At 66.8% G+C, this 25463-nt stretch carries 21 protein-coding genes; 10 read left to right on the top strand and 11 right to left on the bottom strand.

The annotated features are described in order from the left end of the window. Positions 1–309: 309 nt before the first annotated feature. The 7 genes from IB273_RS08120 to IB273_RS08090 are packed head-to-tail and all read left to right on the top strand — an operon-like array spanning position 310 to position 7940. Positions 310–1830 (top strand): ABC transporter substrate-binding protein, encoded by a 1521-nt coding sequence (locus IB273_RS08120; protein ID WP_318652473.1) that lies wholly within the window; start codon positions 310–312, stop codon positions 1828–1830. Continuing rightward, positions 1827–2819, top strand: a complete 993-nt coding sequence (locus IB273_RS08115; RefSeq protein WP_045214324.1) for an ABC transporter permease — start codon at positions 1827–1829, stop codon at positions 2817–2819. The genes IB273_RS08120 and IB273_RS08115 overlap by 4 nt, the downstream gene beginning before the upstream one ends. After that, on the top strand, positions 2816–3652 hold the full coding sequence (locus tag IB273_RS08110) for an ABC transporter permease (protein ID WP_192223763.1): 837 nt from the start codon (positions 2816–2818) through the stop codon (positions 3650–3652). Before IB273_RS08115 ends, IB273_RS08110 begins: the two co-directional genes overlap by 4 nt. Then, entirely contained in the window at positions 3649–5259 is a 1611-nt protein-coding gene (locus IB273_RS08105) for an ABC transporter ATP-binding protein (protein WP_192223762.1), read from the top strand. Before IB273_RS08110 ends, IB273_RS08105 begins: the two co-directional genes overlap by 4 nt. Then, entirely contained in the window at positions 5256–6464 is a 1209-nt protein-coding gene (locus tag IB273_RS08100; protein WP_225610100.1) for an LLM class flavin-dependent oxidoreductase, read from the top strand. Before IB273_RS08105 ends, IB273_RS08100 begins: the two co-directional genes overlap by 4 nt. Next, on the top strand, positions 6457–7305 hold the full coding sequence (locus IB273_RS08095; RefSeq protein WP_081518340.1) for an alpha/beta fold hydrolase: 849 nt from the start codon (positions 6457–6459) through the stop codon (positions 7303–7305). Before IB273_RS08100 ends, IB273_RS08095 begins: the two co-directional genes overlap by 8 nt. 17 nt (positions 7306–7322) lie before the next feature. Continuing rightward, positions 7323–7940 carry a methylthioribulose 1-phosphate dehydratase gene (locus IB273_RS08090; RefSeq protein WP_081518339.1) on the top strand — a complete coding sequence of 206 codons (618 nt, stop codon included), beginning with the start codon at positions 7323–7325 and terminating at the stop codon, positions 7938–7940. Here IB273_RS08090 and IB273_RS08085 read toward each other — a convergent pair. The 8 genes from IB273_RS08085 to IB273_RS08050 all read right to left on the bottom strand — a co-directional run bounded on the left by IB273_RS08085 (position 7937) and on the right by IB273_RS08050 (position 19495). Next, complete coding sequence (locus IB273_RS08085; protein WP_192223761.1) at positions 7937–9406, bottom strand: sensor domain-containing diguanylate cyclase; 1470 nt, start codon at positions 9404–9406, stop codon at positions 7937–7939. The two genes, IB273_RS08090 and IB273_RS08085, sit on opposite strands and share 4 nt — an antisense overlap. A 242-nt stretch (positions 9407–9648) precedes the next feature. Then, entirely contained in the window at positions 9649–12174 is a 2526-nt protein-coding gene (locus tag IB273_RS08080) for a TonB-dependent siderophore receptor (protein ID WP_192223760.1), read from the bottom strand. Positions 12175–12401: 227 nt separating this feature from the next. Next, a complete protein-coding gene (locus tag IB273_RS08075; protein WP_192223759.1) occupies positions 12402–13376 on the bottom strand; it encodes a FecR domain-containing protein in 975 nt (324 codons plus the stop codon). After that, positions 13373–13906, bottom strand: a complete 534-nt coding sequence (locus tag IB273_RS08070; protein ID WP_192223758.1) for a sigma-70 family RNA polymerase sigma factor — start codon at positions 13904–13906, stop codon at positions 13373–13375. Before IB273_RS08070 ends, IB273_RS08075 begins: the two co-directional genes overlap by 4 nt. A 303-nt stretch (positions 13907–14209) precedes the next feature. After that, positions 14210–15205 (bottom strand): AraC family transcriptional regulator, encoded by a 996-nt coding sequence (locus IB273_RS08065; protein ID WP_192223757.1) that lies wholly within the window; start codon positions 15203–15205, stop codon positions 14210–14212. A 75-nt stretch (positions 15206–15280) separates the two neighbouring features. Then, positions 15281–17302, bottom strand: coding sequence for an alkyl/aryl-sulfatase (locus IB273_RS08060; protein ID WP_151187467.1), 2022 nt, complete (start codon positions 17300–17302; stop codon positions 15281–15283). Positions 17303–17440: 138 nt separating this feature from the next. Then, on the bottom strand, positions 17441–18112 hold the full coding sequence (locus IB273_RS08055; protein WP_192223756.1) for a DUF3313 domain-containing protein: 672 nt from the start codon (positions 18110–18112) through the stop codon (positions 17441–17443). An 81-nt stretch (positions 18113–18193) separates the two neighbouring features. Then, a complete protein-coding gene (locus tag IB273_RS08050; protein WP_192223755.1) occupies positions 18194–19495 on the bottom strand; it encodes an OmpP1/FadL family transporter in 1302 nt (433 codons plus the stop codon). 411 nt (positions 19496–19906) lie between these two features. On the opposite strand from IB273_RS08050, the gene IB273_RS08045 reads away from it, so the two are divergent. Both IB273_RS08045 and aguA read left to right on the top strand, forming a co-directional pair. After that, on the top strand, positions 19907–20794 hold the full coding sequence (locus IB273_RS08045; protein WP_081518331.1) for a LysR substrate-binding domain-containing protein: 888 nt from the start codon (positions 19907–19909) through the stop codon (positions 20792–20794). 301 nt (positions 20795–21095) lie between these two features. Continuing rightward, positions 21096–22211: an agmatine deiminase gene (gene aguA, locus IB273_RS08040; protein WP_192223754.1), complete on the top strand. Its 1116-nt coding sequence runs from the start codon at positions 21096–21098 to the stop codon at positions 22209–22211. 52 nt (positions 22212–22263) lie between these two features. Here the strand turns inward: aguA and IB273_RS08035 are convergent, their stop codons facing one another. Then, positions 22264–23445, bottom strand: a complete 1182-nt coding sequence (locus IB273_RS08035) for a GGDEF domain-containing protein (protein ID WP_192223753.1) — start codon at positions 23443–23445, stop codon at positions 22264–22266. A 217-nt stretch (positions 23446–23662) separates the two neighbouring features. On the opposite strand from IB273_RS08035, the gene IB273_RS08030 reads away from it, so the two are divergent. Continuing rightward, a complete protein-coding gene (locus IB273_RS08030; protein WP_192223752.1) occupies positions 23663–23926 on the top strand; it encodes a hypothetical protein in 264 nt (87 codons plus the stop codon). A 10-nt stretch (positions 23927–23936) separates the two neighbouring features. Here the strand turns inward: IB273_RS08030 and IB273_RS08025 are convergent, their stop codons facing one another. After that, a complete protein-coding gene (locus IB273_RS08025) occupies positions 23937–24764 on the bottom strand; it encodes a peptidylprolyl isomerase (RefSeq protein ID WP_192223751.1) in 828 nt (275 codons plus the stop codon). A 12-nt stretch (positions 24765–24776) separates the two neighbouring features. Then, complete coding sequence (gene narI, locus IB273_RS08020; protein ID WP_081518326.1) at positions 24777–25460, bottom strand: respiratory nitrate reductase subunit gamma; 684 nt, start codon at positions 25458–25460, stop codon at positions 24777–24779. Positions 25461–25463: the final 3 nt, after the last annotated feature.

Below are 25463 nucleotides of genomic sequence, written 5' to 3'. Positions count from 1 at the left end.
GTCGCAAAGCCTGTGCCAGTCGCGCAGGCCACGCCGTGCGTGGGGCTGTGCAGCAGCGGCTGCTGCTTTTCAGGCAATGCGCCGGCGGCACTGTGTGATTTGCACCAGCGGCCTCGCGCCAAGGCGCCGCAAACCCCGCAGCGGCGGGCCTGCAGGGCCATGGCACAGCGCTTGCTCAAGCCCCTGGCAAAGCCGATTTGCGGCGCTGATCCTGCAGGAGCTTCCATGCCCAGTCCCACTTTCCGCCTCGCGTCACGGCGCCCACGTCACGCCCGGCTGCTTGCCGGCCTGCTGGCGGCCGGCCTGGCCATGGCGGGCGCCGCCGTGGCGGAGCCGACCCGCGGCGGCCAGCTCGACCTGGTGGCGCAGCCCGAGCCGCCATCGCTGTCCCACGCGGTGGTCAGCCACGTCGCGACCCAGTACGTCGGCGGCAAGATCCTCGAAGGGCTGATCACCTTCGACACCGACCTCAAGCCGCAGCCGGTGCTGGCCCGCAGCTGGACGGTATCGCCGGACGGCCTGACCTACACCTTCGACCTGCAGCCCGGCGTGAAATGGCATGACGGCCAACCCTTCAGCGCCGATGACGTGGTGTTCAGCTTCCAGGATTTCTACCCGGAGGTGGACAAGCGCATGGCGAGCATCTTCGGCGAGTACGTGCAAAGCGTGCAGGCCAAAGGCGCCGATCAGGTGGTGTTCCAGCTGAAGAAACCCTTCTCGCCACTGCTGTCGGCGCTGGGCAGCGGCCTGCGGCCCATCGTGCCCAAACACCTGTACGCCGGCACCGACTTCCGTAGCAACCCATACAACCTCAAGCCTGTCGGAACCGGCCCGTTCGTGTTCCAGGAGTGGAAGCGCGGCGCGTACATCCGCCTGGCGCGCAACCCGGATTACTGGCACAAGGGCCTGCCGTACCTTGACGGTATCGTCTATCACGTCATTCCCGACGCAGCCGCCCGCGCGGCCGCCTTCGAACGTGGCGAGGTACAGGTGCTGCGCAGCGGCGATGCCGATTACGCCGACCTCAAGCGCCTTTCTCAGTTGCCGGGCGTCGAGGCGTCGGAGAAGGGATACGAGCTGTATCCAGGGCTGGCCTTCCTGCAGATCAACACCCGCAAGCCGGGCCTGGACAATCCCAAGGTGCGCCAGGCGATCCTCTATTCGCTGAACCGCCAGTTCATCGTCGACAACATCTTCTTCGGCACCGGCCGCGTGGCCGCCGGGCCGTTCCTCGGCGCCTTCCACGACCCGAAACTGCCGCAGTACGGCTATGACCCGGCCAGGGCCAAGGCACTGATCGCCGAGTCCGGCGTGGACGTCAGCAAGCTGCGCGTGCGCCTGCTCAACGGCGAGAAGGGCGGCGCCTGGGAGCGTCTGGCCGAGTACACCAAGCAGGCGCTGCAGCCGCTGGGCATCAAGGTGCAGGTGGCGACCTCCGATGCGGCCACCTGGTACCAGCGCGCCAGCGATTGGGACTTCGACCTGACCTACAACTTCATCTTCCAGATCGGCGATCCCTACCTGACCACCGCCTACCTGTACCGCACTGACTACATCCTCAAGACCTCGCCCTTCGCCAATATCACCGGCTACAGCGATGCCGCCGCGGACGCGCTCTGGCAGCGTGTCGCCAATACGCCCGAGGGCCCCGGACGCCAGACCGTGTACGGCGAGCTGGAGCGCAAGCTCAACGATGACCTGCCGATCGCGCCGATCTTCGAGATGCGCTTCCCCACGCTCTACCAGCAGCGCGTGCACAACCTGATCCGCAGTGCCACCAGCCTCAACGACAGCTACGCCGAGGTTTACCTGGAGCCCGCCAAGCAATGAATGTGCTGCTGTACGCCGGCGCGCGCCTGGGGCGTGCGCTGGCCCTGATAGTCGCGGTACTGGTCGGTGCCTTCCTGCTGCTGCGCCTCGCGCCGGGCGACCCTGCGCTGCTGATGGCGGGCGAGGCGGGCAGCGATGACGCCGACTACATCGCCCGGCTGCGCGGCGAGATGGGCCTCGACCTGCCGCTGCCCGTGCAACTGTGGCGCTACCTTGCGCAGATTGCCCACCTCGACCTGGGCTACTCCTACCGCAACCAGGAAAGCGTCTGGCAACTGATCGCCGAGCGCCTGCCGGCGACGTTGCTGCTGATGGGTTCGGCCTTTGCCGTGTCACTGACCTTGGGCGTTGCTCTTGGTGTGCTGGCTGCACGCAGCCAGCAGGGCAGTGGCCGCCTCGACCGCTTCATTGGCCGCGCCGTCTGGGTGCTGTTCGCCACGCCGCCGTTCTGGCTGGCGCTGCTGCTGGTGCTGCTGTTCTCCGTGCAGCTGGGCTGGCTGCCGGCCTTCGGCATGCAGAGCGTTGGCGCGGACCTGAGCGGCTGGGACTGGTGGGCGGATCGCCTCGGCCACCTGCTGCTGCCGTGCCTGTCGCTGAGCTTCCTGTCGCTGGCGATGTACGTCCACCTGACCCGCAGCGCGATGCTCGACATCCTGCCCCAGGAACACGTGCGCCTGGCGCGCGCCAAGGGGCTGGGCGAAGGGCGCATCCTGCTCGCCCACGTGCTGCGCAATGCGCTGGTGCCGGTGGTGACCTTCGCTGGCCTGCAGCTCGGCCAACTCGCCAGCGGTGCACTGCTGATCGAGGTGGTCTACGCCTGGCCAGGCATCGGCCGGCTGCTCTACGACGCGCTCAGCCAGCGCGACTACGCACTGCTGCTGGGGGTATTCCTGGTGATCTCCTGCCTGGTGGTGGCGTTCAACTTCCTCACCGATCTGCTCTGCCGCCTGCTCGACCCGCGCATCGGCGCGGCGGGGGAGGTGCGATGAGGCTGCGCCGCGCGTTCTACCGCCCCGGTGCATTGCTCGCTGCCGGTTTTCTGATCCTGCTGGCGGCGGCAGCCATCCTGGCGCCCTGGCTTTGCTCGGCCTCGCCCTGGGAGATGCTGGCGCGGCCGCTGATCCCGCCATTGCGCGACGCCAGCCACTGGCTGGGCACCGACATGCTCGGCCGTGACATCGCCACCGGGCTGCTCTACGGCGCGCGCACCTCGCTGACCGTCGGGCTGCTGGCGACGCTGGCGACCCTGTTGCCGGCACTGCTGGTCGGCGCCACGGCCGGCTACTTCGGCGGCTGGATCGACGAGCTGCTGATGCGTATTGCCGAGTGCTTCCAGATCATCCCGCAGCTCGTTCTGGCGGTGGTGCTGGTGGCGCTGATGGAGCCTTCGGTGGGCTCGGTGGTACTGGCCCTGGCGCTGGTAGCCTGGCCGCCAGTGGCGCGGCTGGTGCGCAGCGAATTCATGAGCCTGCGTCAGCGCGAATTCGTCCAGGCGGCGCTGGTACTTGGCCAGCGGCCGGCACGCATCGTCTTCGTGCAGATCCTGCCCAACGCGCTGTCGCCGCTGCTGGTGAGCCTGACCTTCATCCTGGCCGCCGCCATCCTCACCGAAGCCGCGCTGGCCTTCCTCGGCCTGGGCGATCCCGAGGCGATGAGCTGGGGCTACATGATCAATGCCTCGCGCAATCTGCTGCGCGAGGCCCCTGCGATGAGCCTGCTGCCGGGCGTGGCGATCCTGCTCACGGTGCTGTCCGTGCAGCGTGTCGGCGAGGCGCTGCGCGAAGCCGTGCAGGCGCCTGGAAACCAGGGAGGACGCCCATGAGCGAGAAACTGCTGGAGGTGCGTGACCTGCGCATCGATTTGCCGGCGGGCGGCGACCGTGCCAGTGCGGTCAGCGACCTGTCCGTCGACCTGGCGGCCGGTGAAGTGCTTTGCGTGGTCGGTGAGTCCGGCTCGGGCAAGTCGATGCTCGCCAATGCCATCCTGCGCCTGCTGCCGGGGCACCTGAAGCCGGTGGAAGGCAGCATCCGCTTTCGCGGCGAGGACCTCGCCGGGCGCAGCGAGGAGGGCATGCGCGAGCTGCGCGGCAAGGACATCGCCATGGTCTTCCAGGAGCCCATGAGCGCGCTCAACCCGTTGATGAGCATCGGCCGGCAGATCGACGAAAGCCTGCGTGCCCATGGCGTTGCGCAGGCTGCGAAGCGGCGCGAGCGGGTGCTTGACCTGCTCGGCTACGTCGGCCTGCCCGAGCCGGCGAGTCTCTACCATGCCTATCCCTTCCAGCTCTCCGGCGGCCAGCGCCAGCGGGTGGTGATCGCCATCGCCCTGGCGCTGGAGCCGGCGCTGCTGATCGCCGACGAACCGACCTCGGCACTGGACGTCAGCACCCAGGCGCAGGTCCTCGAATTGCTGCGGCGCATCCGCCGCGAGAAGGGCATGGCGGTGCTGCTGATCACCCACGATTTCGCCGTGGTGGAGGCCATTGCCGACCGCGTGCTGGTGATGGAAAAGGGCCGCGTGGTGGAACAGGGCGCGCTGCGCCAGGTGCTGGACGCACCGCAGCATCCCTATACCCGCCAGCTGCTGGCGGCGCTGCATCAAGGACCGCGCGGCCCGCGCCGCTTCGATGCGGACGCCGCGCCCTTGCTGGAGGTGGCTGGCCTGCACAAGCACTACGAGTGCCGCCAGGGTTTCTGGCGGCGGCGCCGCGTTGCTGCATTGGCCGACGCCTCGTTCAGCCTGCGTCCGGGTGAGTGCCTGGGCATCGTCGGCGAGTCCGGCTCGGGCAAGACCACCCTGGGCCGCGCACTGGTGCGCCTGCTGAGACCGGACGGCGGGCAGATCCTGCTGCGGGGGCAGGACCTGGCGTCATTGTCCCAGCGCCGGCTGCGTCCGCTGCGCCAACAGGTGCAGATGGTTTTCCAGGACCCGTTCGCCTCGCTCAATCCGCGCCAGCGTGTCGGGCGGCAGATCATGGCCGGACCGCTGGCCCATGGTGTTTCCGCCGCCGAGGCGGAACGCCGCGCGCGGGAGTTGCTGCAGCAGGTGGGCCTGCCGGAAGCTGCCTTCGAGCGTTACCCGCGGGACTTCTCTGGCGGCCAGCGGCAGCGTATCGGCATCGCCCGTGCGCTGGCCCTGCAGCCCGAGGTACTGGTGGCCGACGAATGCGTCTCGGCGCTGGATGCACTGGTGCAGCAGCAGGTGCTGGAGCTGCTGGAAAGACTCCAGCGCGAACTGGGCCTGAGCCTGGTCTTCATCACCCATGACCTGCAGGTGGCCGCGCGCCTGTGCGATCGCATCGCGGTCATGCAGGGCGGGCACATCGTCGAGCTGGGTGAGGCGCAGCAGGTATTGCGCGCCCCGCAACATGACTACACACGCCGGCTGCTGGCCGCGCATCCGTTGCGCGAAGTGGAGGAGCCCGCATGACGGCGCCGCGACAGATGGCGCTGGGCGCTTTCCTCATGGCCACCGGGCATCACCTGGCAGGCTGGCGGCATCCCCGTGCGCACGCTGCTGGCGGGCTGGATGTGGCGCACTACCAGGCGCTGGCGCGCACTGCCGAGCGTGGCTGCTTCGATGCGATCTTCCTTTCCGACACCCTCGCCATGTTGCCCGGCCGGCTGGATGCGCTGAGCCGCATGGCGCGCACCGAGCATTTCGAACCGCTGACGCTGCTGGCGCATCTGGCTGTCAGCACCCGGCACATCGGGCTGGTGGCCACCGTCACGTCCTCGTACAACGATGCGGCGAATGTGGCGGACACCTTCGCCACCCTGGAATCCCTCAGCGGCGGCCGCAGCGGCTGGAACCTGGTGACCTCGAGCAACGCCGAGGAAGCCGGCAACTTCGGCCGCGACCGGCACTTCGAACACGCCTGCCGCTACCGCATGGCAGAGGACTTCCTCCTGCGCGTGCGCGAGCGCTGGACCACCCGTGGCGTGGCGCCGGTACAGGTGCTGGCTGGCGCGTCGGAAGCTGGCAAGGAGCTGGCGGCGCAGCATGCGGAAGTGCTCTTCACGGCGCAGCCGGAATTGACCGGTGCGCAGGCTTTCTACCGCGATATCAGACAGCGGATGGCGCACCATGGCCGCGCTCTGGGGGCGCTGAAGGTGATGCCCGGCGTGCTGCCGATCCTCGGCGCGAGCCGTGCGGAGGCCGACGAGCGCCGTGCGCAGTTGCAGGAACTGGTGCAGCCGGTGGTGGGGTTGTCGCTGTTGTCGGACGTGGCCGGTGGCTTTGACCTCTCGCAACTGCCGCTGGATGGCCCGCTGCCGGAACTGCCGACCACCGAATCCGGCGTCAGCCGCCAGCACCTGCTGCTGGAACTGGCACGGCGCGAGGGACTGAGCATCCGCCAGCTCTACCAGCGCATGGCCGACGCCCGTGGCCATCGCGTGGTCGTCGGCACCGCCGTGGATATCGCCGACCAGTTGCAGGAGTGGTTCGAGTCCGGCGCAGCGGACGGTTTCAACATCATGCCGCCGTACCTGCCCGGCGGCCTCGACGATTTCGTCGCGCAGGTGGTGCCTCAACTGCAGCATCGCGGCCTGTTCCGCCGGCGCTACAGTGGCAGGACCCTGCGCGACCATCTGGGCCTGGCCCACAGCAAGGAGACTGCCGAACATGCCTGAACACTGGACGCAAGCACTGCCGCTGGTTCGCGGCGAGCGCGTGGAAATCCGCCCCGGCCGGCACATCAGCCTGGCCCACAGCAAGGGGCATCGCTACCCGCAGACCGTGGTGTTCTTTGCCCACGGGGGCGGCGGCAACAAGGACCAATGGCGCGAACAGTGGCGTGAGCTGGCGACCGAGGGTTACAGCCTGGTGGCCTGGGACCTGCTCGGCCACGGCGCCAGCGACAAGCCACGGCGCGCGACGGACTATGCCTGGGATGAGCTGGTGGCCGATCAGGTGGCGGTACTGCGGCGCTACGCCGGCGAGCGCAACATCCTCGCCGCGCATTCCTTCGGCACCGGCCTGAGCGTCAGCAGCCTGTTGGCATTGCAGGCGCAGGGGCAGGGCGCGCTGATCGATTCGGCGCTGCTGCTGGGCACTCAGCTCAACCGCCCGCTGGGGCGCGGCGGCCTGCTGTCGTTGCCGGCGTGGCTGCTGGAGTGGTTCCGGCCTGTCCTGTCGAAGGGATTTCGTGAGCGCGCCTGGCACGCCGATGCCGATCCGGAGTTGATCGATTACGAAGAGCAGTTGACCCGCAGCAACCGACTCGATGTGTTCAAGGCGCTGGTGAGTCAGGCGAACTGGTTGCCGGAGCCGGAGCTGGATCGCCTGCTGCTGCCGGTGCGAATCGTCTCCGGCGACAGCGACGGCCTGACGCCCGCCGAGCGCGCACGGGCCTTGCACCAGCGGCTACCCAATTCGCAGTTCGAAGTGCTGGAGAACTGTGGCCATCAGTTGATGCTGGAGAAGCCACAGACCGTCAATCGCCACCTGCGCGAACTGCTCGCCACCGCCTGATCCGGATCTTTATTGAAATGACCGATACCCGCCAGCAACTCACCCGGCAGATCATCGACGCCGGCCGCTTCCTCTACGGCCGTGGCTGGTCGCCGGCCACCAGCAGCAACTATTCGACACGCCTGACGGCGGATCGCGTTCTGCTCACCGTTTCCGGCAAGCACAAGGGCCAGCTGGGCGAGGACGATGTGCTGGAAACCGATCTGGCCGGCAACAGCCTGGAGCCGGGCAAGAAGCCGTCGGCGGAAACCCTGCTGCATACCCAGCTCTATGCGTGGCGACCGGAGATTGGCGCGGTGCTGCACACCCACTCGGTGAACGCCACCGTGCTGTCGCGCCTGACCGTCGGTGATCGTCTGCAACTGGAGGATTACGAGCTGCAGAAGGCCTTTGCCGGCGTCAGTACCCATGAAGGCCGCGTCAGCGTGCCGATCTTCGACAACGACCAGGACATCGCCCGCCTGGCCACCCAGGTGCAGCCCTGGCTCGACGCCCACCCGGATTGCCCCGGCTATCTGATTCGCGGCCATGGCCTGTACACCTGGGGCGCGCAGATGAGCGATGCGCTGCGCCAGGTGGAGGCGTTCGAGTTTCTCTTCGAGTGCGAGCTGAAGGTGCTGAGCCTGCGCGGCTAGGAGGCTTCGACTGAGGCGCAACGGAAGCCGACCACCCGGTTGCGTCCGCCATCCTTTGCCCGATACAGCGCGCTGTCGGCAGACTGCAGCAACTCGGCCCAGTCGGCGGGGCTGAATTGCGAGGTGCTGGCCACGCCGATGCTCAGGGTGAGCACCCCCAGCGGGCCATGCTCGTGCGGCACGGCGAGGGCCTGCAGGCTGGCGCGGATGTGCTCGGCCAGCTCCAGGGCATCGGCTTCCTCGCTGTCGCCCAGCAGCACGACGAATTCCTCGCCGCCGAAGCGCGCCGCGCAATCGGCGGGGCGCCGTGCCCACTCGGCGATCACGCGGGCCACGGTCTTCAGTGCGGCGTCGCCGGCGGGGTGACCGTAGTGGTCGTTGTAGGCCTTGAACTTGTCGATATCCATCAGCATCACTGACAGCGCGGCGCCGCTGCGCTGGTAGCGCGACCACTCGTGGTTGGCGCGCAGGTCGAAGGCGCGGCGGTTGTTCAGGCCGGTCAGCGGGTCGGTGCTGGCGGCCTGCCGCAGTTCGGCTTCCTGGCGGTCGCGCTCACGCATCTGGCGCAGGGCGAGCAGCGCGAGGCCGATGACCGCGCCGACCAGGGAAACGCCCAGCAAGCCGATCAGGCTGGCGCGCCAGTACCAGTCCTCGTAGATCTCGCGCGATGGCAGGGCGACGCTGAACACCAGCGGGTATCCGTCCACCGGGCGGAAGTCGTGCCAGCGCTCCAGCCCGTCGCTGTTGGTGTCGAAGAAGTTCTCCGCGCCGTTGCTGCGGTAGCGCTCGAAGGACTCGCCCAGCGTCGCGGCGGGCTCCGTGTCCGGCCAGTGCGCGAGCAGGGTGCCGTCGCGCATGTGCAGGCTGACCGTGCCGCCTTCGCCGAGGTTGAGGTCGCTGAACAGTTCGCTGAAGTAGGCCAGTTCCAGGTTGGCGCCGACGACCCCGGCGAAGCTGCCGTCCTCGTGCTCCAGGCGACGGCTCAGCGCAACGCTGTTGCGGGCGTCGCTGGAGTAGGGGATGTACGGGTGGCTGAGGTAGGGCGCGTCGCCCTGCGATACACGTAGCGCCTGGAAGTACTCGCGGCCGGAGAGGTCGATGCGTGCCGGTACTTCCTTGCCGAAGCTGTAGGTGGCGATGCCGTCGGCGTTGGTCAGGAACACCGAGCCCATGCCGCGAGTAGGCGCGGTGTAGGCGCGCAGCAGCAGGTTGCGCGTGTCCATGGACAGTCCGCGTATCTCCGGCTGGGCGTGGGCGTGCACCACGGCCTGCAGGGTCATGTCGTAGAGGTCGAGGTTGCGCTGGATGTCGCGCTGCACCAGCAGGGCGATGTTGTGGCCGTTGGCACTGGCGACTTCGAGGGCGTCGTGGCGCATTTCCAGGATGGCCCAGGTCGACAGGACGCCGATGGCGCCGGTCAGGCCCAGGCTGGCAAGAAGGATGGTGCTTGAACGGCGGATCGGCATGCCGGTATCCATACAGGGAGGGGCGGCTGCACATCGGTGCGTGCCACAAGGCATATAGCAGCAATCGGCCGGGTTGTCCGGTATTCCCCGGCTGGAAGAACATGGGCTGCTCCTGCCGGTGTGCCCCGACGGGGAGGCAAAAAAAATGCTGCCTGGAACAGGCAGCATTCATGGGTCACGCACCATTGGTGACTGACTTCAGTCTGCCGGCGCAAGATTAAGCTTTGATGAAGGCCCGATTCTCAATACGTCGCGCGCACGGTCAGCATGAAGTTGCGCGGGTCGCCATAGACGTTGCCATAGGTCGAGGTGCCGACCGTCTGGTAGTACTTCTTGTCGAACAGGTTGTTGCCGTTGAGCGCGACGTTCCAGTGTTCGTCCAACTGGTAGTCGACCAGCGCATTCCACACCGCGTAGCCGCTTTGCTGGTAGTCGTACGGCACGTCGGCCTGCGTCACGTTGCCGTTGCTGTCGTAGTAGGAGGCGGTGCCGCTGACCTTGGTCGCGCTCTGGATATCGACGCCGCCGCCGACGCGGAACTTCGACCAGTCGCCCGGCAGGCGGTAGGTGCTGAACAGCTTGGCCAGGTGCTTGGGCGTGATGGTGCTCAGCTCGCCGCCGACGGTGCGGTTCTTGTTGAGGTTGAGGGTGTAGCTGGCCATCACCATCCAGTCCGGCAGTACCTCGCCGGAGATTTCCATGTCCACGCCCTTGCTGACGACTTCGCCGCCGTTGACGTAGCAGCAGTTGCCGCCGAACAGTACCGAGGTGGCGTCGTACTGCGGGTCGAGCACGGCCTGGTCTTCGCGCTTGGTGTAGTAGAGCGCCACGCTGGTGTTCACCCTGCCGTCGAACAGCTCGCCTTTCAGGCCCGTCTCGTAGGTCTTGCCGGTCATGGGGTCGAGGGTGCTGCCGCTGCCCAGCGGGCCGGCCATGTAGTTCTGCTGCGGCTTGAAGATTTCCGCGTAGCTGGCGTAGGCGGCCCACTCGTCGCTGAGGTCGTAGACGATGCCGCCGAACGGCGTGGTCCTGGTCGGTTCGCGCATGTCGACGCGCGACTGCGTGTTCCAGGTGCCGTTGGCCAGGGTCTGGTAGGTCTGGTCGAACTTGTAGCGCTGCACCCGCGCGCCAAGGATCAGGTGCAGCGGCTCGGCCAGCTGCAGGCGCAGGCTGGAGTAGAGGCCGTACTGGGTCTGGCTGTTGGGGCTGTAGTTGCGGGTAACGTCCGGGCGGGTGCCGGGGTCGGTCCAGGGCGTGGAGTTCGGGTCGAACACGTCCACCGTGCCGCCGGCCGTGGCGAAGCGCGGGGTGCCCTGCCAGCGGCTGTCGATGTCCTGGTAGTCGCCGCCGACGGTGAGCTGGTGGTTCAGGCCGAACAGGCTGAAGTTGCCCGAGACGTTGGCGTCCCAGAGGTCCTGCTCGCTCCACTGGGTGATCCAGGTGCCGTAGCGGGTGACCCCGGTGCCGGTCACCGGGTTCACCGAACCCAGGGTGGTGGCGTTGTTGGTTTCGATGGTGTCGTAGATGTTGGTGTAGCTGAGGTTGAGCTTCCAATCGTCGTTCAGGCGGTGGTCGAGCTTGGCGAAGTACTCGCGGGAGAAACCATCCGCGTAGGCCCAGGTGGTGGACAGCCCGGTATGGCGCGGCAGGCCGAGGTCGACGCCGTTGCTGTAGCGCGGCACGGCGTTGGCGGTGCCGGTTTCGTGGACCTGGTTGAAGCGCATCCCGCCGGTGAGCAGGGTGTCGTCGGTGACATCGGCTTCCAGCACGCCGTAGAAGATCGGCTTGTCGGTGGCACGGTTGTCGGTGAAGTACTGGCGGTCCTGGTAGGCCACCACCGCGCGCCCGCGCAGCTTGCCGTCGAAGCCCAGCGGCCCGGTCACGTCCAGCTCGGAGCGGTAGTTGTCCCAGGTGCCGGCGGAGGCGCTGAATTTCAGCTGGTAGGTATCCAGCGGGCGCTTGCGCACCAGGTTGATGATGCCGCCGGGGTCGCCGGTGCCGCCGAACAGCGCCGAGCTGCCGCGCAGCACTTCGACGTGGTCGAACTCGGCCATGTCGTAGACGTTGGAGGAGTAGAACGAGCCGGCGGTGGTGCCCAGGGCCATCGGCGCGGCGCCGTCGAGCTGGATGTTCTGGATGGCGAAGCCGCGCGAGTAGTAGTCCTGCAGGCGGAAGGTGCCGCTCTGCACGGTGATCCCCGGTACCGCCTTCATGGCCTCGTTGATGTCGGTGATCTGGCGGTCGTCCATCAACTGGCGGGTGATTACCGAGACCGACTGCGGGGTTTCCTTCAGCGAAGTCGGCGTCTTCGAGCCGACGCTGGTCAGGCCCGGCGTGTAGCTGCCGCTGTTCTCGGTGGCCTGGCCCATGCCCTGGCCCATGATGGTGGTGTCGGTCATCTCCAGCGCGGCGTCGTCCTGCGGGATCGGCACCAGCTGGTAGCGGTTGCCATTGCGCAGGGCTGCGAGGCCGCTGCCCATCAGCATCACGTCCAGCGCTTCCTCGGCGCTGTAGTTGCCGCGCACGGCCTGGCTCTGGCGGTCGCGGGTCAGCTCGGCGTCGGCGGCCAGCAGCAGGCCGGTCTGCGCGGCCAGCTCATTGAGCTGGCGGGCGAGGGGGCCGGCGGGAATGTCGAAGCTCTGGCGCTGAGCTTGCTCGGCCATCGCCGTGGAGGTTGCCGTGAGCGGGGCGACGGTGGCCAGGCTCAGGGCGATGGCGAGAAACAGGGGATGCTTTTTGCTCGGGAAGTGCTGGTCTTGGCGTGACATTCCGGTTCCTTGGCGTCCGGTTATTAGGAGTGTTTCCTAGTAATCCGAAGCAGAACGGAAAATCGGAACCATTCTCGAAAACTTTTTTGCAGGGTGCCACCTGAGCGGGGAGGCTGTTGCTCGCCAACACACGTCGCGCGGATATCGCGTCAGCGTTATCCGCCGCGAGCTTGACGGCGGATAACCCGTTCCGGGTTATGCGCCCTACGAATGCGTTCAGCGCCTGGCTAGCTTCGTGGAACCACCGTCACCCACCAGTCGAAACGCCGCTGCACGCGCACCGGCAGCGCCTCTTCCAGCTGTGCCAGGGCCTGGTCGGTGTCGGCCAGCGGGAAGCTGCCCATGACGCGCAGCCGTGCCACGGCGGGGTCGACGCCCAGGTGGCCACGCCGGTAGCCGCCGAGTTCGGCGATGAATTCTTCCAGCGGCATGTCCTCGGCCAGCAGCAGGCCGCGGCTCCAGGCTTCGCGGCGGGCTTCGGCGCGGGTCAGCGCACCGGCTTCGCGGGCATCGAAGACGACGCCCTGGCCCGCCTGCAGGGTGAGGCTGGCGCCGCTGTCCTGCAGGGTGGCGCGCACCGCGCCCTGGTAGACATTGAGCTGCGTGCGCGGGCCGATTTCGCGCACGCTGAAGCGCGTGCCCAGCGGCTGCAGCAGGCCGGCACGGGTGCGGACCTGGAAGGGGCGGCTGTCGCCGTGGCCGGTCTCGATCAGCACTTCACCGGCGTACAGCACCAGCTCGCGGCGGGCGTCGTCGAAATGAACGTCCAGTGCGCTGTCGCTGTTGAGCCAGACTTGTGTGCCGTCGCTCAGCCGCTCGCTGCGGCGCTCGCCCACCGCCGTGCGGTACTGGGCGCGCCACGCGTGCAGGCTGGCGATGGGATTTGCTCGCCAACCGAGCCAGCCGAACAGGCCGGCGCCGGCCAGCACGCTGAACTGGCTGAGCAGTCGACGGCGGGTCTGCTTGCCGGTGCGCAGGCCGGCCAGGGTCCGGTGCGCGGCAGGGCCCTGCTCCTGCAGGCCGGCAAAGCGCTGGCCGATGCGTTCGATGTAGCTCCAGGCCAGGCGCTGTGATTCGCCCTGGTCGAGCCAGCGGCGCCATTGCGCGCGCAGTTCGGCGTCGTTGGGGGATTCCTGCAGGCGCGCGAACCAGTCGGCGGCGCATTCCAGCGTGGCGTGGTCGAGACCGGGGCGCGCGCTCATTGCAGCACTCCGTCCAGTTCCGCCTCGAGCAGGGCGCACTGGAACATGGCCTGGGCGATGTACTTGGTCACCGTACGGACCGAAACGCCAAGCTCCTCGGCGATCTCCCGGTAACCCATGCCGTGCAGCTGCGACAGGCTGAAGGCGGCGGCGACCTTGGGCGGCAGCCGTTCCAGCAGGTCCTGCAGCTGGCCAAGGGTTTCCAGGATGATCGCCTGGTGCTCCTGCGACGGCCAATGGCTTTCCGGCATCAGCGCCAGGGCTTCGAGCCAGGCCTTCTCCAATTGCTTGCGGCGCCAGAAATCGACGCACAGGTGCAGCGAGATGCGGCTCAGGTAGGCGCGGGCGTGGACGTCGCTCTCGAACTCCCGTGGCTGCGCCAGCAAGCGCACGAAGACGTCCTGGGCCAGCTCGGCAGCATCGCTGGCATTGCCCAGTCGACGATTGATCCACTGCTGGATCCAGCCGTGGTTCTCGCGGTAGAGGCTGGCCACTTGGGCTCGATGGGCGCAGGCGATGGGTCGTGTCATGGGCGGCCGGACGATGGATCGCGCAAATGCGAATTATTATCAAAATAACCGAATGCCTGGCCTCAGGGCAATAACGCTTTGCAGGGAATGTTCGAGTGATCGTCGGTATCGCTGGGCTGCTGGAGGAGCGCGCCATGGCGCGCGACCACAGGCCTGGTGCCACTGGCGCAGCAGTGTGTTTGCTCTGGTAGGGCGGACAACGCGCCAGCGTTATCCGCCGTCAGGCTGCCGGCGGATGAGCCGTTCCGGGTTATGCGCCCAACGGAGCGGAGCGGCATTGAGTCGATCGCGGGTGTGGCGGACTCAGGCCTTCAGCGCGCGCCGATGCTCGATGGGCGCCATGCCGAACCAGCGGTGGTGCGCGCGGCAGAATGAGGTGGTGCGGCGGTAGCCCAGCTCCTGGGCGATCCGCGCGATGGGCAGGTCGGACTGGCCGAGCAGTTGTTCGGCGCGACGGCGGCGGATCAGGTCGACGTGCTCTTCGAAGTCGATACCGTCGTTGGCCAGTCGACGCTGCAGGGTGCGCGGGTGCAGGTCGAGCAGTTGTGCCACCTGTTCCAGGTTGCAGCGCTGCCGGGGCAGCAGGGCGTGGATGTGCCGCTCGACCTCGAAGCCGAGTTTCTCGTCGGCGCCTGAATGTGCTTCCAGGTAGAACTTCACGATGGCGTGCAGCGTGGCGTCGTGGCGTACGCAGGGACGTTGCAGGTCACGCTGGGAGATCGCCAGGGCGTTGTAATCCTGGCCGAACAGCACCGGGCAACCGAAGTAGCGCCGGTACACGGCCAGCTCGGCTTGCGGCTGGTGGCGTAGCAGCACCGTGGTGGGCTGGAAAGGCGTGCCGAGCAGTTCGGCCATCATCAGCCGGCCATGCAGCAGGGACTTCTCGACGATCTGCGGAATCTCTTCGATGCATGGCAGGGCGTTGTCGAAGCAGAGCAGGGTGCAGTCGTTGCGGCGCTCGAGGTGGAAGAGGATCGAGGGGCTGTAGAGGCGCATGTAGCGCACCACCGCAGCCAGCCCTTCGCCGGCAGTGGGCGCGGTCTGCGCCAGGTGTTGCAGGGGGCCGAGCAGGGTGGATTTCTGCCGGCTCGCCAGTTCCAGGCCGAATTCCGGCATGGCCAGTGAGCGGGCGCTGCCTTCGAAGATCTGCACCAGGCTGCGGTAGGAGAACTTCTTCTCGTAGTCGCCGACGACGTTCAGGTCGATGCGATGCGGCGTGAGGTGAGCGCGCAGCGAGGCGCCGCGCTCGGCGAGCAGTTCGCCGAACTGGAGGAAAGCGGTGCCGCGAATGGTATCCATGTGAGGGGCCTCCAGGACTGCGAGGAAAGCGCCAGGCCGGCGGCGCATGCCGCCGGCCTGGCTGTTGCGGCCCGGTCAGGGCGTGACGATGTTGAACCAGAAGTCGAAGTTGTCCATGTAGCTCATGAGCTCTTCGAGCTTGGCCTGGTCGCCCTTGACCTTGATGTCGCCCGAGGCCTCGGCATCCTTCAGCGTCGCCTGCTTGAGCATCAGCTTGTTGAGGGTGTCGCGGGTCAGGGTGATGGTGGCGTCGGCGTCCTTGGCCTGCAGACCTTCGGTGTGGTTGAGCACGCCATTTTCCATCTGCAGCAGGTACTTCTGCTTGAGGTCGGTGAAGTCGAAGTTCAGGGTGATCTTCTTGTCCTCGACTTCCGGGCCTTTCAGGCGCATGGCCAGGTAGTCGAAGAACAGGTCGAGGTCCATCGCCTTGACGGTGTCGGGGCTGGCGGTGTCCGGCGTCGGCAGCTTCTGCACGCCGTTGCGCAGCTCCTGCGCGCCGGTCAGGTAGAAGTTGCGCCACGGGCCACTCTCGGCCTGGTACCCCATTTGCTCGAGGGCATCGGCCTGCAGGTTCTTCGCCGCCTGGTTGTTCGGGTCGGCGAAGACCACGTGGTTGACCACCTCGGCTACCCAGCGGTAGTCGCCCTTGTCGTAGTACTCCTTGGCCTTCTTCAGCACCGCGTCGGCGCCGCCCATCATGTCGACGTAGCGCTTGCCTTCCTCGTCCGGCGGCAGCTCGTGCAGGGTCGCCGGGTTGCCGTTGAACCAGCCCAGGTAGAGCACGTAGGTCGCCTTCACGTTGTGGTTCAGCGAGCCGTAGTAGCCACGGTTGGAGAACTTGGTGGCGATCGCCTTGGGCAGCTTCACCTGCTCGGCGATCTCGGTCATGGTCAGGCCCTTGTTCGCCAGGCGCAGGGTTTCGTCGTTGATGTAGCGGTACATGTCGCGCTGCAGGCCGATATGCTCGTTGACTTCCTTGTTGCCCCAGACCGGCCAGTGGTGCATGGCGTACATCACCTGGACGTCGTCGCCCCACATCTTCAGCGCCTGGTTGAGGTACTTGGACCAGGGCAGCGGCTCGCGGATTTTCGCGCCGCGCAGCGAGTAGGTGTTGTGCAGGGTGTGGGTGGAGTCTTCAGCGGTGTTCAGCGCCTTCATTTCCTTGATGTAGTACATCATCTCGGCCGGGGCCTCGCTGCCCGGCGCGTAGAGGAACTCGTAGTGCAGGCCGTCGATGACGTGCTTCTCGCCGGTCTGCGAGATGATGTCGGTCGGCGGGATCAGCGTCACGGTGCCGGCAGAGGTGGTGGTGCCCAGGCCCGCGCCGAGCTGGCCGGTGTCACTCGGTGGCAGCAGGTTGCCGTACATGTAGCTGGCACGACGGCTCATGGCGGTGCCGGCCATCACGTTCTCGGCCACGGCGTGTTCGAGGAAGCCCTTGGGTGCGTAGATCTTCACCTTGCCGGCCTTGACGTCTTCCTCTTTCACCACGCCCTTCACGCCGCCGTAGTGGTCGACGTGGCTGTGGGTGTAGATCACCGCCACCACCGGTTTCTTCGGCCGGTGCTGGTAGTACAGCTCCAGCGCCGCGCGGGCGGTTTCCTCGGAGATCAGCGGGTCGAAGATGGTGATGCCGGTCTTGCCCTCGACGATGGTCATGTTCGACAGGTCGTAGTTGCGCACCTGGTAGAGGCCCTTGGTGACCTCGAACAGACCGGAGATGTTGATCAGCTGCGATTGCCGCCACAGGCTCGGGTTGGTCGAGGCCGGCGCGGCCTGGCCTTCCTTGATGAAGTTGTACTTGGCTGGGTCCCAGATCAGGTTGCCTTTCTCGCCCTTGATCGGCTCGGACGGCAGCGGCGCGATGAAACCCTTGTGCGCCAGCTCGAACGAGGTCTTGTCGTCGAACGGCAGCTCCTTGAGCAGGGCGTCGTTGGCGGTCTTGGTCGCCTCGGTGGCGGCCTTGGGCGTTTCGGCGGCCCAGGCCTGGGTGGTCATGGAGATGGCGGCGGCCAGGGCGAACGAGGTACTGAATTTCCAGAGGCCTTGGCCTGGCAGTTGGCCAAACGACTTCTGGGATCGGGCAATCGCTTTCATTTCAAGCTCCTTCTTGCGGAATGCGCTGTACCTGCGGGGCAACTGCCAGCGTTGAATGTCGGTGACTTCCTCACTGCATCGGGTGGTGCGTCGGGGCCTTGTGGGCATGGCCCGCCGGCTGGCGGGCCATGCAGGGGGTTACTTGTGTTTCAGTTGCTCATAGGACTTGAGCATGTCCCGCGCCCAGCCATCGAGCACGGCCTTGGCGTCGTTGGCGCTCATGACCTGGGAGGAGTTCTCCAGCTCGGTGCCGGCGCCCTTGCGCACGACCTGGGCGACTACCTTGCCGTCGCTGCCGTCGAGGAAGGCCGCTTCGGTGGCGATGCTGGTGTCCTGGTCGCGGATGCCGGTGGCGGTGCTGACGCCGGCGGCGATCAGGGCGATCGGGATCACCTCGTAGGGTTGCAGGCCCTTGGTCTCGGCGCTGACGGCGGTGATCGCCGGACGCACGATCAGCACGCCCGGGCCGGGGCCGGTGGCCAGCGGCAGGGCCTTGGCGAATTGCGTCTGCAGCGCCTGGTCGTAGTACTGGGTGATGCCGTCCAGGGTGCTCTGCGGGATCTTCTCGCTGGGCTGCGGTTTCGGGTAGAGCTGGCTCGGCTCGACGTAGACGCTGGTGAACTGGCTGACGTCGATGCCGGGCTTGATCCAGCGCATCACCGGCGCGCCGGAGGGCGATTTCTCTTCCTTGAGGACGCTGTAGTCCTTGAGGAAGCCTGAGTAGTTCTCCGGCTCCACGTACTTGCTGGCGCAGCCGGAGAGGGTAAGGGTGGCCACGCACAGCGGCAGGGCCAGGAATTTCAGGTTCATTGCAGTGCTCCTTAGGGATGTTTCTTGTGGAAGGTGTCGTATCGCAGTGTCAGGGCCGCGCTCTTGTCGTCGCGTAGGCCGTCAGAATCGCCAGGTCGCACCGCCGCCGATGATGTGCAGGGCGGCGTTGTTGTAAGTGCCGGAAAGGGTCTCGCCGGAGCGTGACTTGGTCTGCTCGACGTCCATGTCGCCGAGCCAGACGAGGGTGTAGGCCAGGTGCAGGTCGAGGCCTTCCTCGACCTGGTAGTTGATGCCGGTCGCCAGGCGCCAGGTCTCGGCCATGGGGTTGTCCACGGTGCGGTCCTTGTCGTCCACCGCCGAGCTGTCGTAGCCCAGGCCGAGGCTCCAGCGCCATTGCGGGGTGGCCTGGTACTGGGTGCCGATGGAGGCGTGCCAGGTGTCCTTGTACTTGCGGTCGACAGTACGGTCGACGCCGCCGGCGTTGGCGTCGACGTCCACGCCGATCTCGCCGAACTCGCTCCAGTCCTGCCAGCCCAGGCTGCCCAGCAGCTTCCACTGCGGGTCCAGCTGGTGGGCGATGCTCAGGGTCGCCGTCTGCGGGATGTTCACGTCCAGCTCCAGCGAGCTGACGTCCAGGCGGTTGAGCGCGGCATTGATGATCGGGTTGCTGATCTTGCTCACGTCGGGGCTGTCTTCGAATTCCAGCTTCACCTTGCTGGTGTAGGCGAGGCCGATCTGCGTGCGCTCGCTCAGGTCATAGAGCAGGCCCAGGTTGACCCCGACGCCGACGTCGGTGTCCTTGTATTCCAGCTGGCCGTCGGGGTTGTCGCGCAGGCCCAGCAGGTTGTTGTTGATGGCCATCTCGGTGCGGTAGTAGCCGTAGACGATGCGCGGGCCGATGCCGACGGTGAGGTCGTCGGTGAACTTGTGCGCGATGGTCGGCTGGAAGGACACGCCGATGATCGCCGTTTCCTGGCTGAAGTAGCGGCCGGCCCAGCCATCGTCATAGTTCAGCGCCAGGCCGAAGTTGCCGTACATGCCGAAGCCGATGGCCGAGCGCTCGTCGATCTGCTGGCTGACGAAGAAGCTCGCGCCGGGCAGCCATTCCAGGGCGTTGCCGCCTTCGTTGCCATCGAACTGGTTGTTGTCGTCACGGGAGAAACGCAGGTCGCCGAGGATGACCTGGGCGTTGGCGCTGATCTGCGTGCCCTTGAGCCTGGCGATACCGGCGGGGTTGCTCATCAGCACGCTGGGGTCGCTGGCCAGGGCGGCGGAGCCGGCGTTGGCCAGGCCCATGCCTTCCTGCCCGGCCTCGTAGATCATGATGCCGCCCGCGGCGGCGGGGCCGGAGAACAGGATACAAAGCGATGTGGCAATGGTGGCGCTGATGGCCTTTGCGGCGCCTGTGCTGTCTCTGGTCATCGAGCATCCCCTGCTGATCCCTGACTGGCTCTCGCGTCGCCTCGGCGACATGAAAGGCATTCGCTCCGAATGCGCTCTGGAGACGTTGAGCCTGCTACCCATAGGACATGGGGAAGCAGGTTGTGTGAAAGAGCCTAGATAGCGATCCGGGATATGCAACACGGGTTTTGCTTCAAGACGCGATAGATGTGCAGGAGACGACACAACCAGCGGCAGAAAGAGTCTCCAATCGTCTGGCCTGGCGATTGGCCCGTTACCGGACGACTGTGCCCCCGCAATGTGGCATTGGCCCCGTGCGGGTGGCGGCTGTCGCGAAATGAGTGAGGCCCCTGCCGCGATGCCGTGGCTTGCGCTGGGCGTGGCGCCTCGGTCAGCATGCCGGCCGCCATTCTTCGAAAAGACCTGCCACCCATGCGCCGCCTGCCCTCGCTTACCGCCCTGCGCACCTTCGAGTCCGCTGCCCGCCATGCGCACTTCGGCCGCGCCGCCGCCGAGCTGTGTGTCACCGACAGTGCGGTCAGCCACCAGATACGCCAGCTCGAAGAGCAACTGGGGGCGACGCTGTTCGAGCGCCAGGGTCGCCAGGTGCAGCCCACTCCCCAGGCGCGGCGCCTGCTGCGCAGTTTGCAGCAGGCCTTCGAGCTGATCGGTACGGCATGCGATGAGTTGCGCGATCCGGGCTCCCAGGCACAGCTGCATATCGCCGTGACGGTGGAGCTGGCGCAGAAGTGGCTGGTGGGCAGGTTGGCGGATTTCGCCGAGCGCTATCCGGAGGTAGTCCTGCACCTGCATGAACAGCCGCTGGAGGCGCCGGGGCCGGCCGCCGAGATCGACCTGGCGATCACCTACGGCACCGGTCCGGCAGACGCCAGCACCTACTTCGTGCGGCCGTTGCCGACCCTGCAGTTCTTCCCGGTGTGCAGCCCCGGGCTGTTCAACCAGTCGCCGCTAAAGCACCCGCGCGACCTGGCGCGCCACTGCCTGCTGCACGACGACCAGGACGGCAAGTCCTGGACTGCCTGGCTGACCACCCATGCCAGTGACATCCGCCCCAGCCGCCACGTCTACCTTGGCCACGCCGGGCTGACCATGGAAGCGGCGGTGCGCGGGCAGGGCGTGGCCATCGGCGACAACCTGACCAGCGCCGAGGACCTGGCCAGCGGCCGGCTGGTGCGCCCGTTCGCCGCGCAGATCACCTCTCTGGGGCAGTACGCGCTGGTTTGCGAACGCCTGCGTCTGGAGAAGCCGGCGGTAGCGGATTTTATCGAATGGATGACCGACCAGCTCAATGACATGTGAGTCCGGCGCGGTCTGTTCTGGCGGCTTGACCTGCGTCTGGCAGGATGAACGCCAGGTAGGATGGCGTGGAGCGCAGCGATACCCATCGATGCGCCGTGAAGCCCAGGCAGCATGGGTGTCATAGGCTCTACCCATCCTACGGCGAGGTTTGCCGGTAAAGTCGGTACTGTTGGTGGGTCTCATCTTTTTGCTGGTTTTCGATGAATTGAATTCAGCTATTCCGCGAAATTCATCAATGGTGCTCTCCGCGGCGAGCCGGCAACCTTGAGGCATTCCTGTCCCTGATTGCGGAGTACCACCGATGTCTCGCACCCACTCGACACTGCCCAAGGCCGACGGCTTCCGCCTGCCCGGCGAATTCGAACCCAAGGCCCGCTGCTGGCTTGGCTGGCCCGAGCGCACGGACGTCTGGCGCAACGGCGGCAAGCCGGCGCAGAAGATCTGGGTCGAGGTGGTCAGCGCCATCGCCAGCAGCGAGCCGGTAACCGTCTGCGCCTCCGCCGCGCAGTACGCCAACGCCCGGCGCATGCTCCCGGAGAATGTGCGCGTGGTGGAGATGACCTGCAACGACACCTGGTTCCGCGACAGCGGCCCGGCTTTCCTGGTCAATGACGCCAGCGGCGAGATGCGCGGGGTGGACTTCCAGTTCAACGCCTACGGCGGGCTCGATGGCGGCCTTTATTACCCCTGGGACAAGGACGACCAGATCGCGCAGAAAATCCTCGAGATCGAAGGTTTCGACCGCTATCGCGCGTCGATCATCGCCGAGATGGGCAGCATCCGCAGTGACGGCCAGGGCACCCTGCTGACCACCGAGCAGTGCCTGCTCAACCGCAACCGCAATGCCCACCTGGGCAAGGAAGAGGTCACCCGCCGGCTCTGCGACTACCTGGGCGCCGAGCACGTGATCTGGCTGCCGCGCGGGTGCAAGTTCGACGAAACCGACGGCCACGTCGACGATCTGGCCTGCTTCGTGCGGCCGGGCGTGGTGGTGATGCAGTGGACGGACGACCGCAGCGACCCGCAGTGGGAAATCTACCAGGAGGCCTACGACGTGCTGCGCAGCGCCCGCGACGCCCGTGGCAGCGCGCTGGAGGTGCACAAGCTGCCGCAACCGCAGGTGCTGGAGTGGACGGCTGCCGAGGCCGAGGGCCTGGACCAGGTCGACGGCAGCTTCGACCGCCAGGAAGGCACGAAGATCTGCGCCTCCTACATCAACTTCTACACCGGCAACTCGGCCATCGTGATGCCGTTCTTCAACGACCCCAACGACCGCATCGCCCAGGGTGTGCTGGCCGAGCTGTTCCCGGACAAGCGCGTGATCGGTATCGACAACTCGCGGGAAATCCTCCTGGGCGGCGGCAACATCGGCTGCATCACCATGCCCCAGTACGCGGCGCCGGCGCGCCACACCTGAGGTCCCCACACGGCCCGCCTTGCGCGGGCCGCGTTGCTCCTATCCGCTCGAGTCAGCCCAGGCGCAGCGGATCGCCACCGGCCACCGTGCGGTCCATCAGGCGGATGCTGTCGCGGCCGCCGCGCTTGGATTCGTAAAGCGCAGCGTCGCCTTGCTCGATCAGCGCGGCGAGGCTGGCCGGTGGCTGGTCGAACAGGTTGGCGCCGATGCTCAGGGTGACTGCCTGGGGCGTGGCGAAGTTCTGCGTGGCGGTGGTCTGGAACTGCTCGCGCAGCTTGCCGGCCAGTTCCAGCACCTGTTCGCCGCTGATATTGCTCAGCAGGATGACGAACTCGTCACCGCCCAGGCGCGCCGCCACGGCCCGCTCGGGCAAAGCGGCGCGGATCATCTCGCTGAGCGCCACCAGCAGGCGGTCGCCGGCGGTATGCCCGTGCAGGTCGTTGACCTGCTTGAAGTTGTCGATGTCGATCAACAGCAGCGCGCCGGGGCGCTCCGGGGAGGTCTCCTCGAACACGCGGGGCGCACGGACTTCGAGGGCGCGGCGGTTGTACAGGGCAGTCAGCGGGTCCCGCGCGGCAAGCCGGGCGATGCGTTTCTCGCGGCGATAGCGCTCGGTGCCGGTCATCGACAGGGCGATCAGCATGATCGCCATGGCGCCTTCGACCAAGGAAATCTGGATGATCTCGCCACGGAAGGCGGCCAGGTCGATCAGCGTGCCGGGGATGATCACCGTCGCGCCCTTGGCCAGGTAGAAGGCGCCGTGCACCAGCATCACGTAGCGCAGCTGCACTGCGCCCACGCTCAGGGACTTGCCGTGGGGCCGCAGCAGGTAACTGGCGGGCAGGGAGAGCAGGGCGACCAGCCAGGAGTTGGCCAGCAGCATGAGCTTGGACCACAGCGGGCCGCCGTCGGGGAGCGCCAGCAACGCAATCCAGGTGAGCGGGACGAGCAGCCAGCCCCGCGACAACCTCGCTTCGGTGAACTTCGCCACGCCGCTGAGGAAGAACCAGTGCGCCAGCACCAGCAGGCCGTTGGCGAACCAGATGCCCACCAGCAGGTAGCCGCTCATGCGCAGCAGGGCGAGGGTGGAGCCGATGGTGATGGTGGCGAAGCCCGCGCTCCAGTAGAGCAGCGAGCGTTCGCGCACGCTGCGCCATTCGATGGCCAGGTACAGCGCTGCGGCCGCCGCGAGGGCGACCGTGATGGTCAACATGGTGGGTGGATCGAGCGACATTTTCGAAACCGTACTGCACTGTCGGCAAAAACCGTGATTGTAAGCGCCCTTGCTGGTTTTCCGGTATGCCAGCCGGGCGCTTCCGGTCGGGTTTGCAGCGCTCCTGCCGTGTCTGGGAAGCGCTTCTTGCGCTTTCGTCGCATTGCGGAAGCGGCCAGTGGCCATCAGACTGCGCGGGTTCGTGAGTATTCGCTGGGGGGCTGGGAGGCCCGAAGCCATGGAGAAGCCACCGCGCCGACGCTGGAGTCCGCTCTGGATGCTGATCGTCGCCGCCAGCTACCTGATTGCCATCCTGTTCACCGTTGCGCTGGCGGGGCTGGGCTGGATTCTCTTTTCCGGTGGCCTGGACGTGACCGTGGTGAAGGAGCGCCGCTACCTGCTGCTGGGTAGCGGCGGACTGATGCTGGCGGTATCGGCCTATATCCTGCTGATGTCGATCCCGACCAGCCTCCTCACGACGGTGCGCCGCGACCGCTCCTGAGCCCGGCGTGTCAGAGCCCGATATCGCTGCGCCGGTTGCCGGAGCCTTCGATGGGGTCTTCATCCAGGCTGAAGCCGCGGACACCGATTTCCTTCTCCAGCGCCAGCAGGTACTGGCGCAGGGCGTGGCGGGTGGATTCCTCGCGCAGGCTGTGGTGTACGTGGTTGGCGACCTGGGCATAGGGCAGCGGCTTGCGTTCCTGGCGCTCGTCGATGCTCACCACGTGCCAGCCATAGCGTGACGCCAGTGGCCGGTCGTGCAGGCCTACCGGCAGGCGCTGGATGGCCTGGTCCAGCTCGGCGACGGTCTGCCCGGAGGTCAGCCAGCCCAGTTCGCCGCCTTCGTCCTTCGACGGGCAGGCGGAATGCCGCTGGGCCAGGTCGGTGAAGCGCTCCGGGTGCTCGCCCAGCTCCTTCAGCAGCTTCTCGCCCAGCCGGTAGTGCGCGTCGCGGGCCTTGGCGTCTTCCGGTGCGGCGGGCAGCAGGATGTGCCGCACTCGCAGGCGGGTCGGTTCGGAGAAGCGCTCGCGGTGGGTGTCGAAGTAGCGCCGGCAGCTGGTTTCGTCCGGCTCCGGGACGTTCAGCTCGCGTTCCAGCAGGGCCGCGATGGCCTGGTCATCATCCTCGATGTTCGCTGTCAGCCCGAGCATGGCGGCGCGCTGCGACAGCAGCTCGCGCACGACCAGTGCGCGCACGGCGCTGAGCTGCGCATCGGCCAGCGAGGAGGCCGGGTGGAAGGGCGTCTCCTTGGCGATGTCGGCCTCGGTCAGTTCGGTGTCGCCGACGCGGATCACCGGGATCGGCGCATCGGGGAGGTTCTCGACGGCAATCATGTCCATTGGCTTTGTTCCTTAGCCGCGACGGCGGACGATCTGGTAGTTACGGCCGAAGTAGCCCAGCGGAATGCTCCACACGTGCACCAGGCGGGTGAAGGGGAACAGCAGGATGATGGTCAGGCCGATGAAGATGTGCAGCTTGAAGATCAGCGGGGCTTCCATCACGAAGTCGGCGGCGCCGCCGCGGAAGAACACGATGGCCTGCGCCCAGTTGGCCAGCGCCAGCATCATGCCGCCGTCCAGGTGGTCCATGGATTCGAAGATGGTGGTCAGGCCCAGGCAGGCCTGCAGCAGGAGCAGGGCGATGATCAGGTTGTCCATCACGCTGGAGGAGGCGCGCACGCGCGGGTTGGTCAGCCGCCGCCAGAGCAGCATGGCGCCGCCGATCACGCAGAGCACCCCGGCGATGCCGCCGAAGATGATCGCCATCAGCTGCTTGTGCCCGGCCGAGAGGAACGGCGCGTAGACCCAGTGCGGCGTCAGCAGGCCGACCAGGTGGCCGCCGAAGATCGCCAGGATGCCGATGTGGAAGAGGTTACTGGCCAGGCGCATGTGCTTCGACGAGAGCATCTGGCTGGAGCCGGTCTTCCAGGTGTACTGGCCATAGTCGTAGCGCATCAGGCTGCCGATCAGGAACACGGTGCCGGCGAGGTAGGGGTAGATGCCGTAGATGAATTGGAGCAGGTATTGCTCGAACATGAT

Origin of the sequence: Pseudomonas sp. PDM19 (assembly GCF_014852215.1) — a bacterium.
In the GTDB taxonomy this organism is placed as follows: Bacteria; Pseudomonadota; Gammaproteobacteria; order Pseudomonadales; family Pseudomonadaceae; genus Pseudomonas.
This window is presented reverse-complemented; position numbering and strand designations above follow the sequence as displayed.

What these genes read in the sequence shown, in the direction of transcription:
- IB273_RS08105 (WP_192223762.1), top strand. Translation starts at nt 3,649, where the DNA reads ATGAGCGAGAAACTGCTGGAGGTGCGTGACCTGCGCATCGATTTGCCG.
- IB273_RS08065 (WP_192223757.1), bottom strand. Translation starts at nt 15,205, where the DNA reads ATGGATACCATTCGCGGCACCGCTTTCCTCCAGTTCGGCGAACTGCTC.
- IB273_RS08100 (WP_225610100.1), top strand. Translation starts at nt 5,256, where the DNA reads ATGACGGCGCCGCGACAGATGGCGCTGGGCGCTTTCCTCATGGCCACC.
- narI (WP_081518326.1), bottom strand. Translation starts at nt 25,460, where the DNA reads ATGTTCGAGCAATACCTGCTCCAATTCATCTACGGCATCTACCCCTAC.
- IB273_RS08085 (WP_192223761.1), bottom strand. Translation starts at nt 9,406, where the DNA reads ATGCCGATCCGCCGTTCAAGCACCATCCTTCTTGCCAGCCTGGGCCTG.
- aguA (WP_192223754.1), top strand. Translation starts at nt 21,096, where the DNA reads ATGTCTCGCACCCACTCGACACTGCCCAAGGCCGACGGCTTCCGCCTG.
- IB273_RS08060 (WP_151187467.1), bottom strand. Translation starts at nt 17,302, where the DNA reads ATGAAAGCGATTGCCCGATCCCAGAAGTCGTTTGGCCAACTGCCAGGC.
- IB273_RS08045 (WP_081518331.1), top strand. Translation starts at nt 19,907, where the DNA reads ATGCGCCGCCTGCCCTCGCTTACCGCCCTGCGCACCTTCGAGTCCGCT.
- IB273_RS08110 (WP_192223763.1), top strand. Translation starts at nt 2,816, where the DNA reads ATGAGGCTGCGCCGCGCGTTCTACCGCCCCGGTGCATTGCTCGCTGCC.
- IB273_RS08115 (WP_045214324.1), top strand. Translation starts at nt 1,827, where the DNA reads ATGAATGTGCTGCTGTACGCCGGCGCGCGCCTGGGGCGTGCGCTGGCC.
- IB273_RS08050 (WP_192223755.1), bottom strand. Translation starts at nt 19,495, where the DNA reads ATGACCAGAGACAGCACAGGCGCCGCAAAGGCCATCAGCGCCACCATT.
- IB273_RS08075 (WP_192223759.1), bottom strand. Translation starts at nt 13,376, where the DNA reads ATGAGCGCGCGCCCCGGTCTCGACCACGCCACGCTGGAATGCGCCGCC.
- IB273_RS08095 (WP_081518340.1), top strand. Translation starts at nt 6,457, where the DNA reads ATGCCTGAACACTGGACGCAAGCACTGCCGCTGGTTCGCGGCGAGCGC.
- IB273_RS08070 (WP_192223758.1), bottom strand. Translation starts at nt 13,906, where the DNA reads ATGACACGACCCATCGCCTGCGCCCATCGAGCCCAAGTGGCCAGCCTC.
- IB273_RS08035 (WP_192223753.1), bottom strand. Translation starts at nt 23,445, where the DNA reads ATGTCGCTCGATCCACCCACCATGTTGACCATCACGGTCGCCCTCGCG.
- IB273_RS08025 (WP_192223751.1), bottom strand. Translation starts at nt 24,764, where the DNA reads ATGGACATGATTGCCGTCGAGAACCTCCCCGATGCGCCGATCCCGGTG.
- IB273_RS08120 (WP_318652473.1), top strand. Translation starts at nt 310, where the DNA reads ATGGCGGGCGCCGCCGTGGCGGAGCCGACCCGCGGCGGCCAGCTCGAC.
- IB273_RS08090 (WP_081518339.1), top strand. Translation starts at nt 7,323, where the DNA reads ATGACCGATACCCGCCAGCAACTCACCCGGCAGATCATCGACGCCGGC.
- IB273_RS08080 (WP_192223760.1), bottom strand. Translation starts at nt 12,174, where the DNA reads ATGTCACGCCAAGACCAGCACTTCCCGAGCAAAAAGCATCCCCTGTTT.
- IB273_RS08055 (WP_192223756.1), bottom strand. Translation starts at nt 18,112, where the DNA reads ATGAACCTGAAATTCCTGGCCCTGCCGCTGTGCGTGGCCACCCTTACC.
- IB273_RS08030 (WP_192223752.1), top strand. Translation starts at nt 23,663, where the DNA reads ATGGAGAAGCCACCGCGCCGACGCTGGAGTCCGCTCTGGATGCTGATC.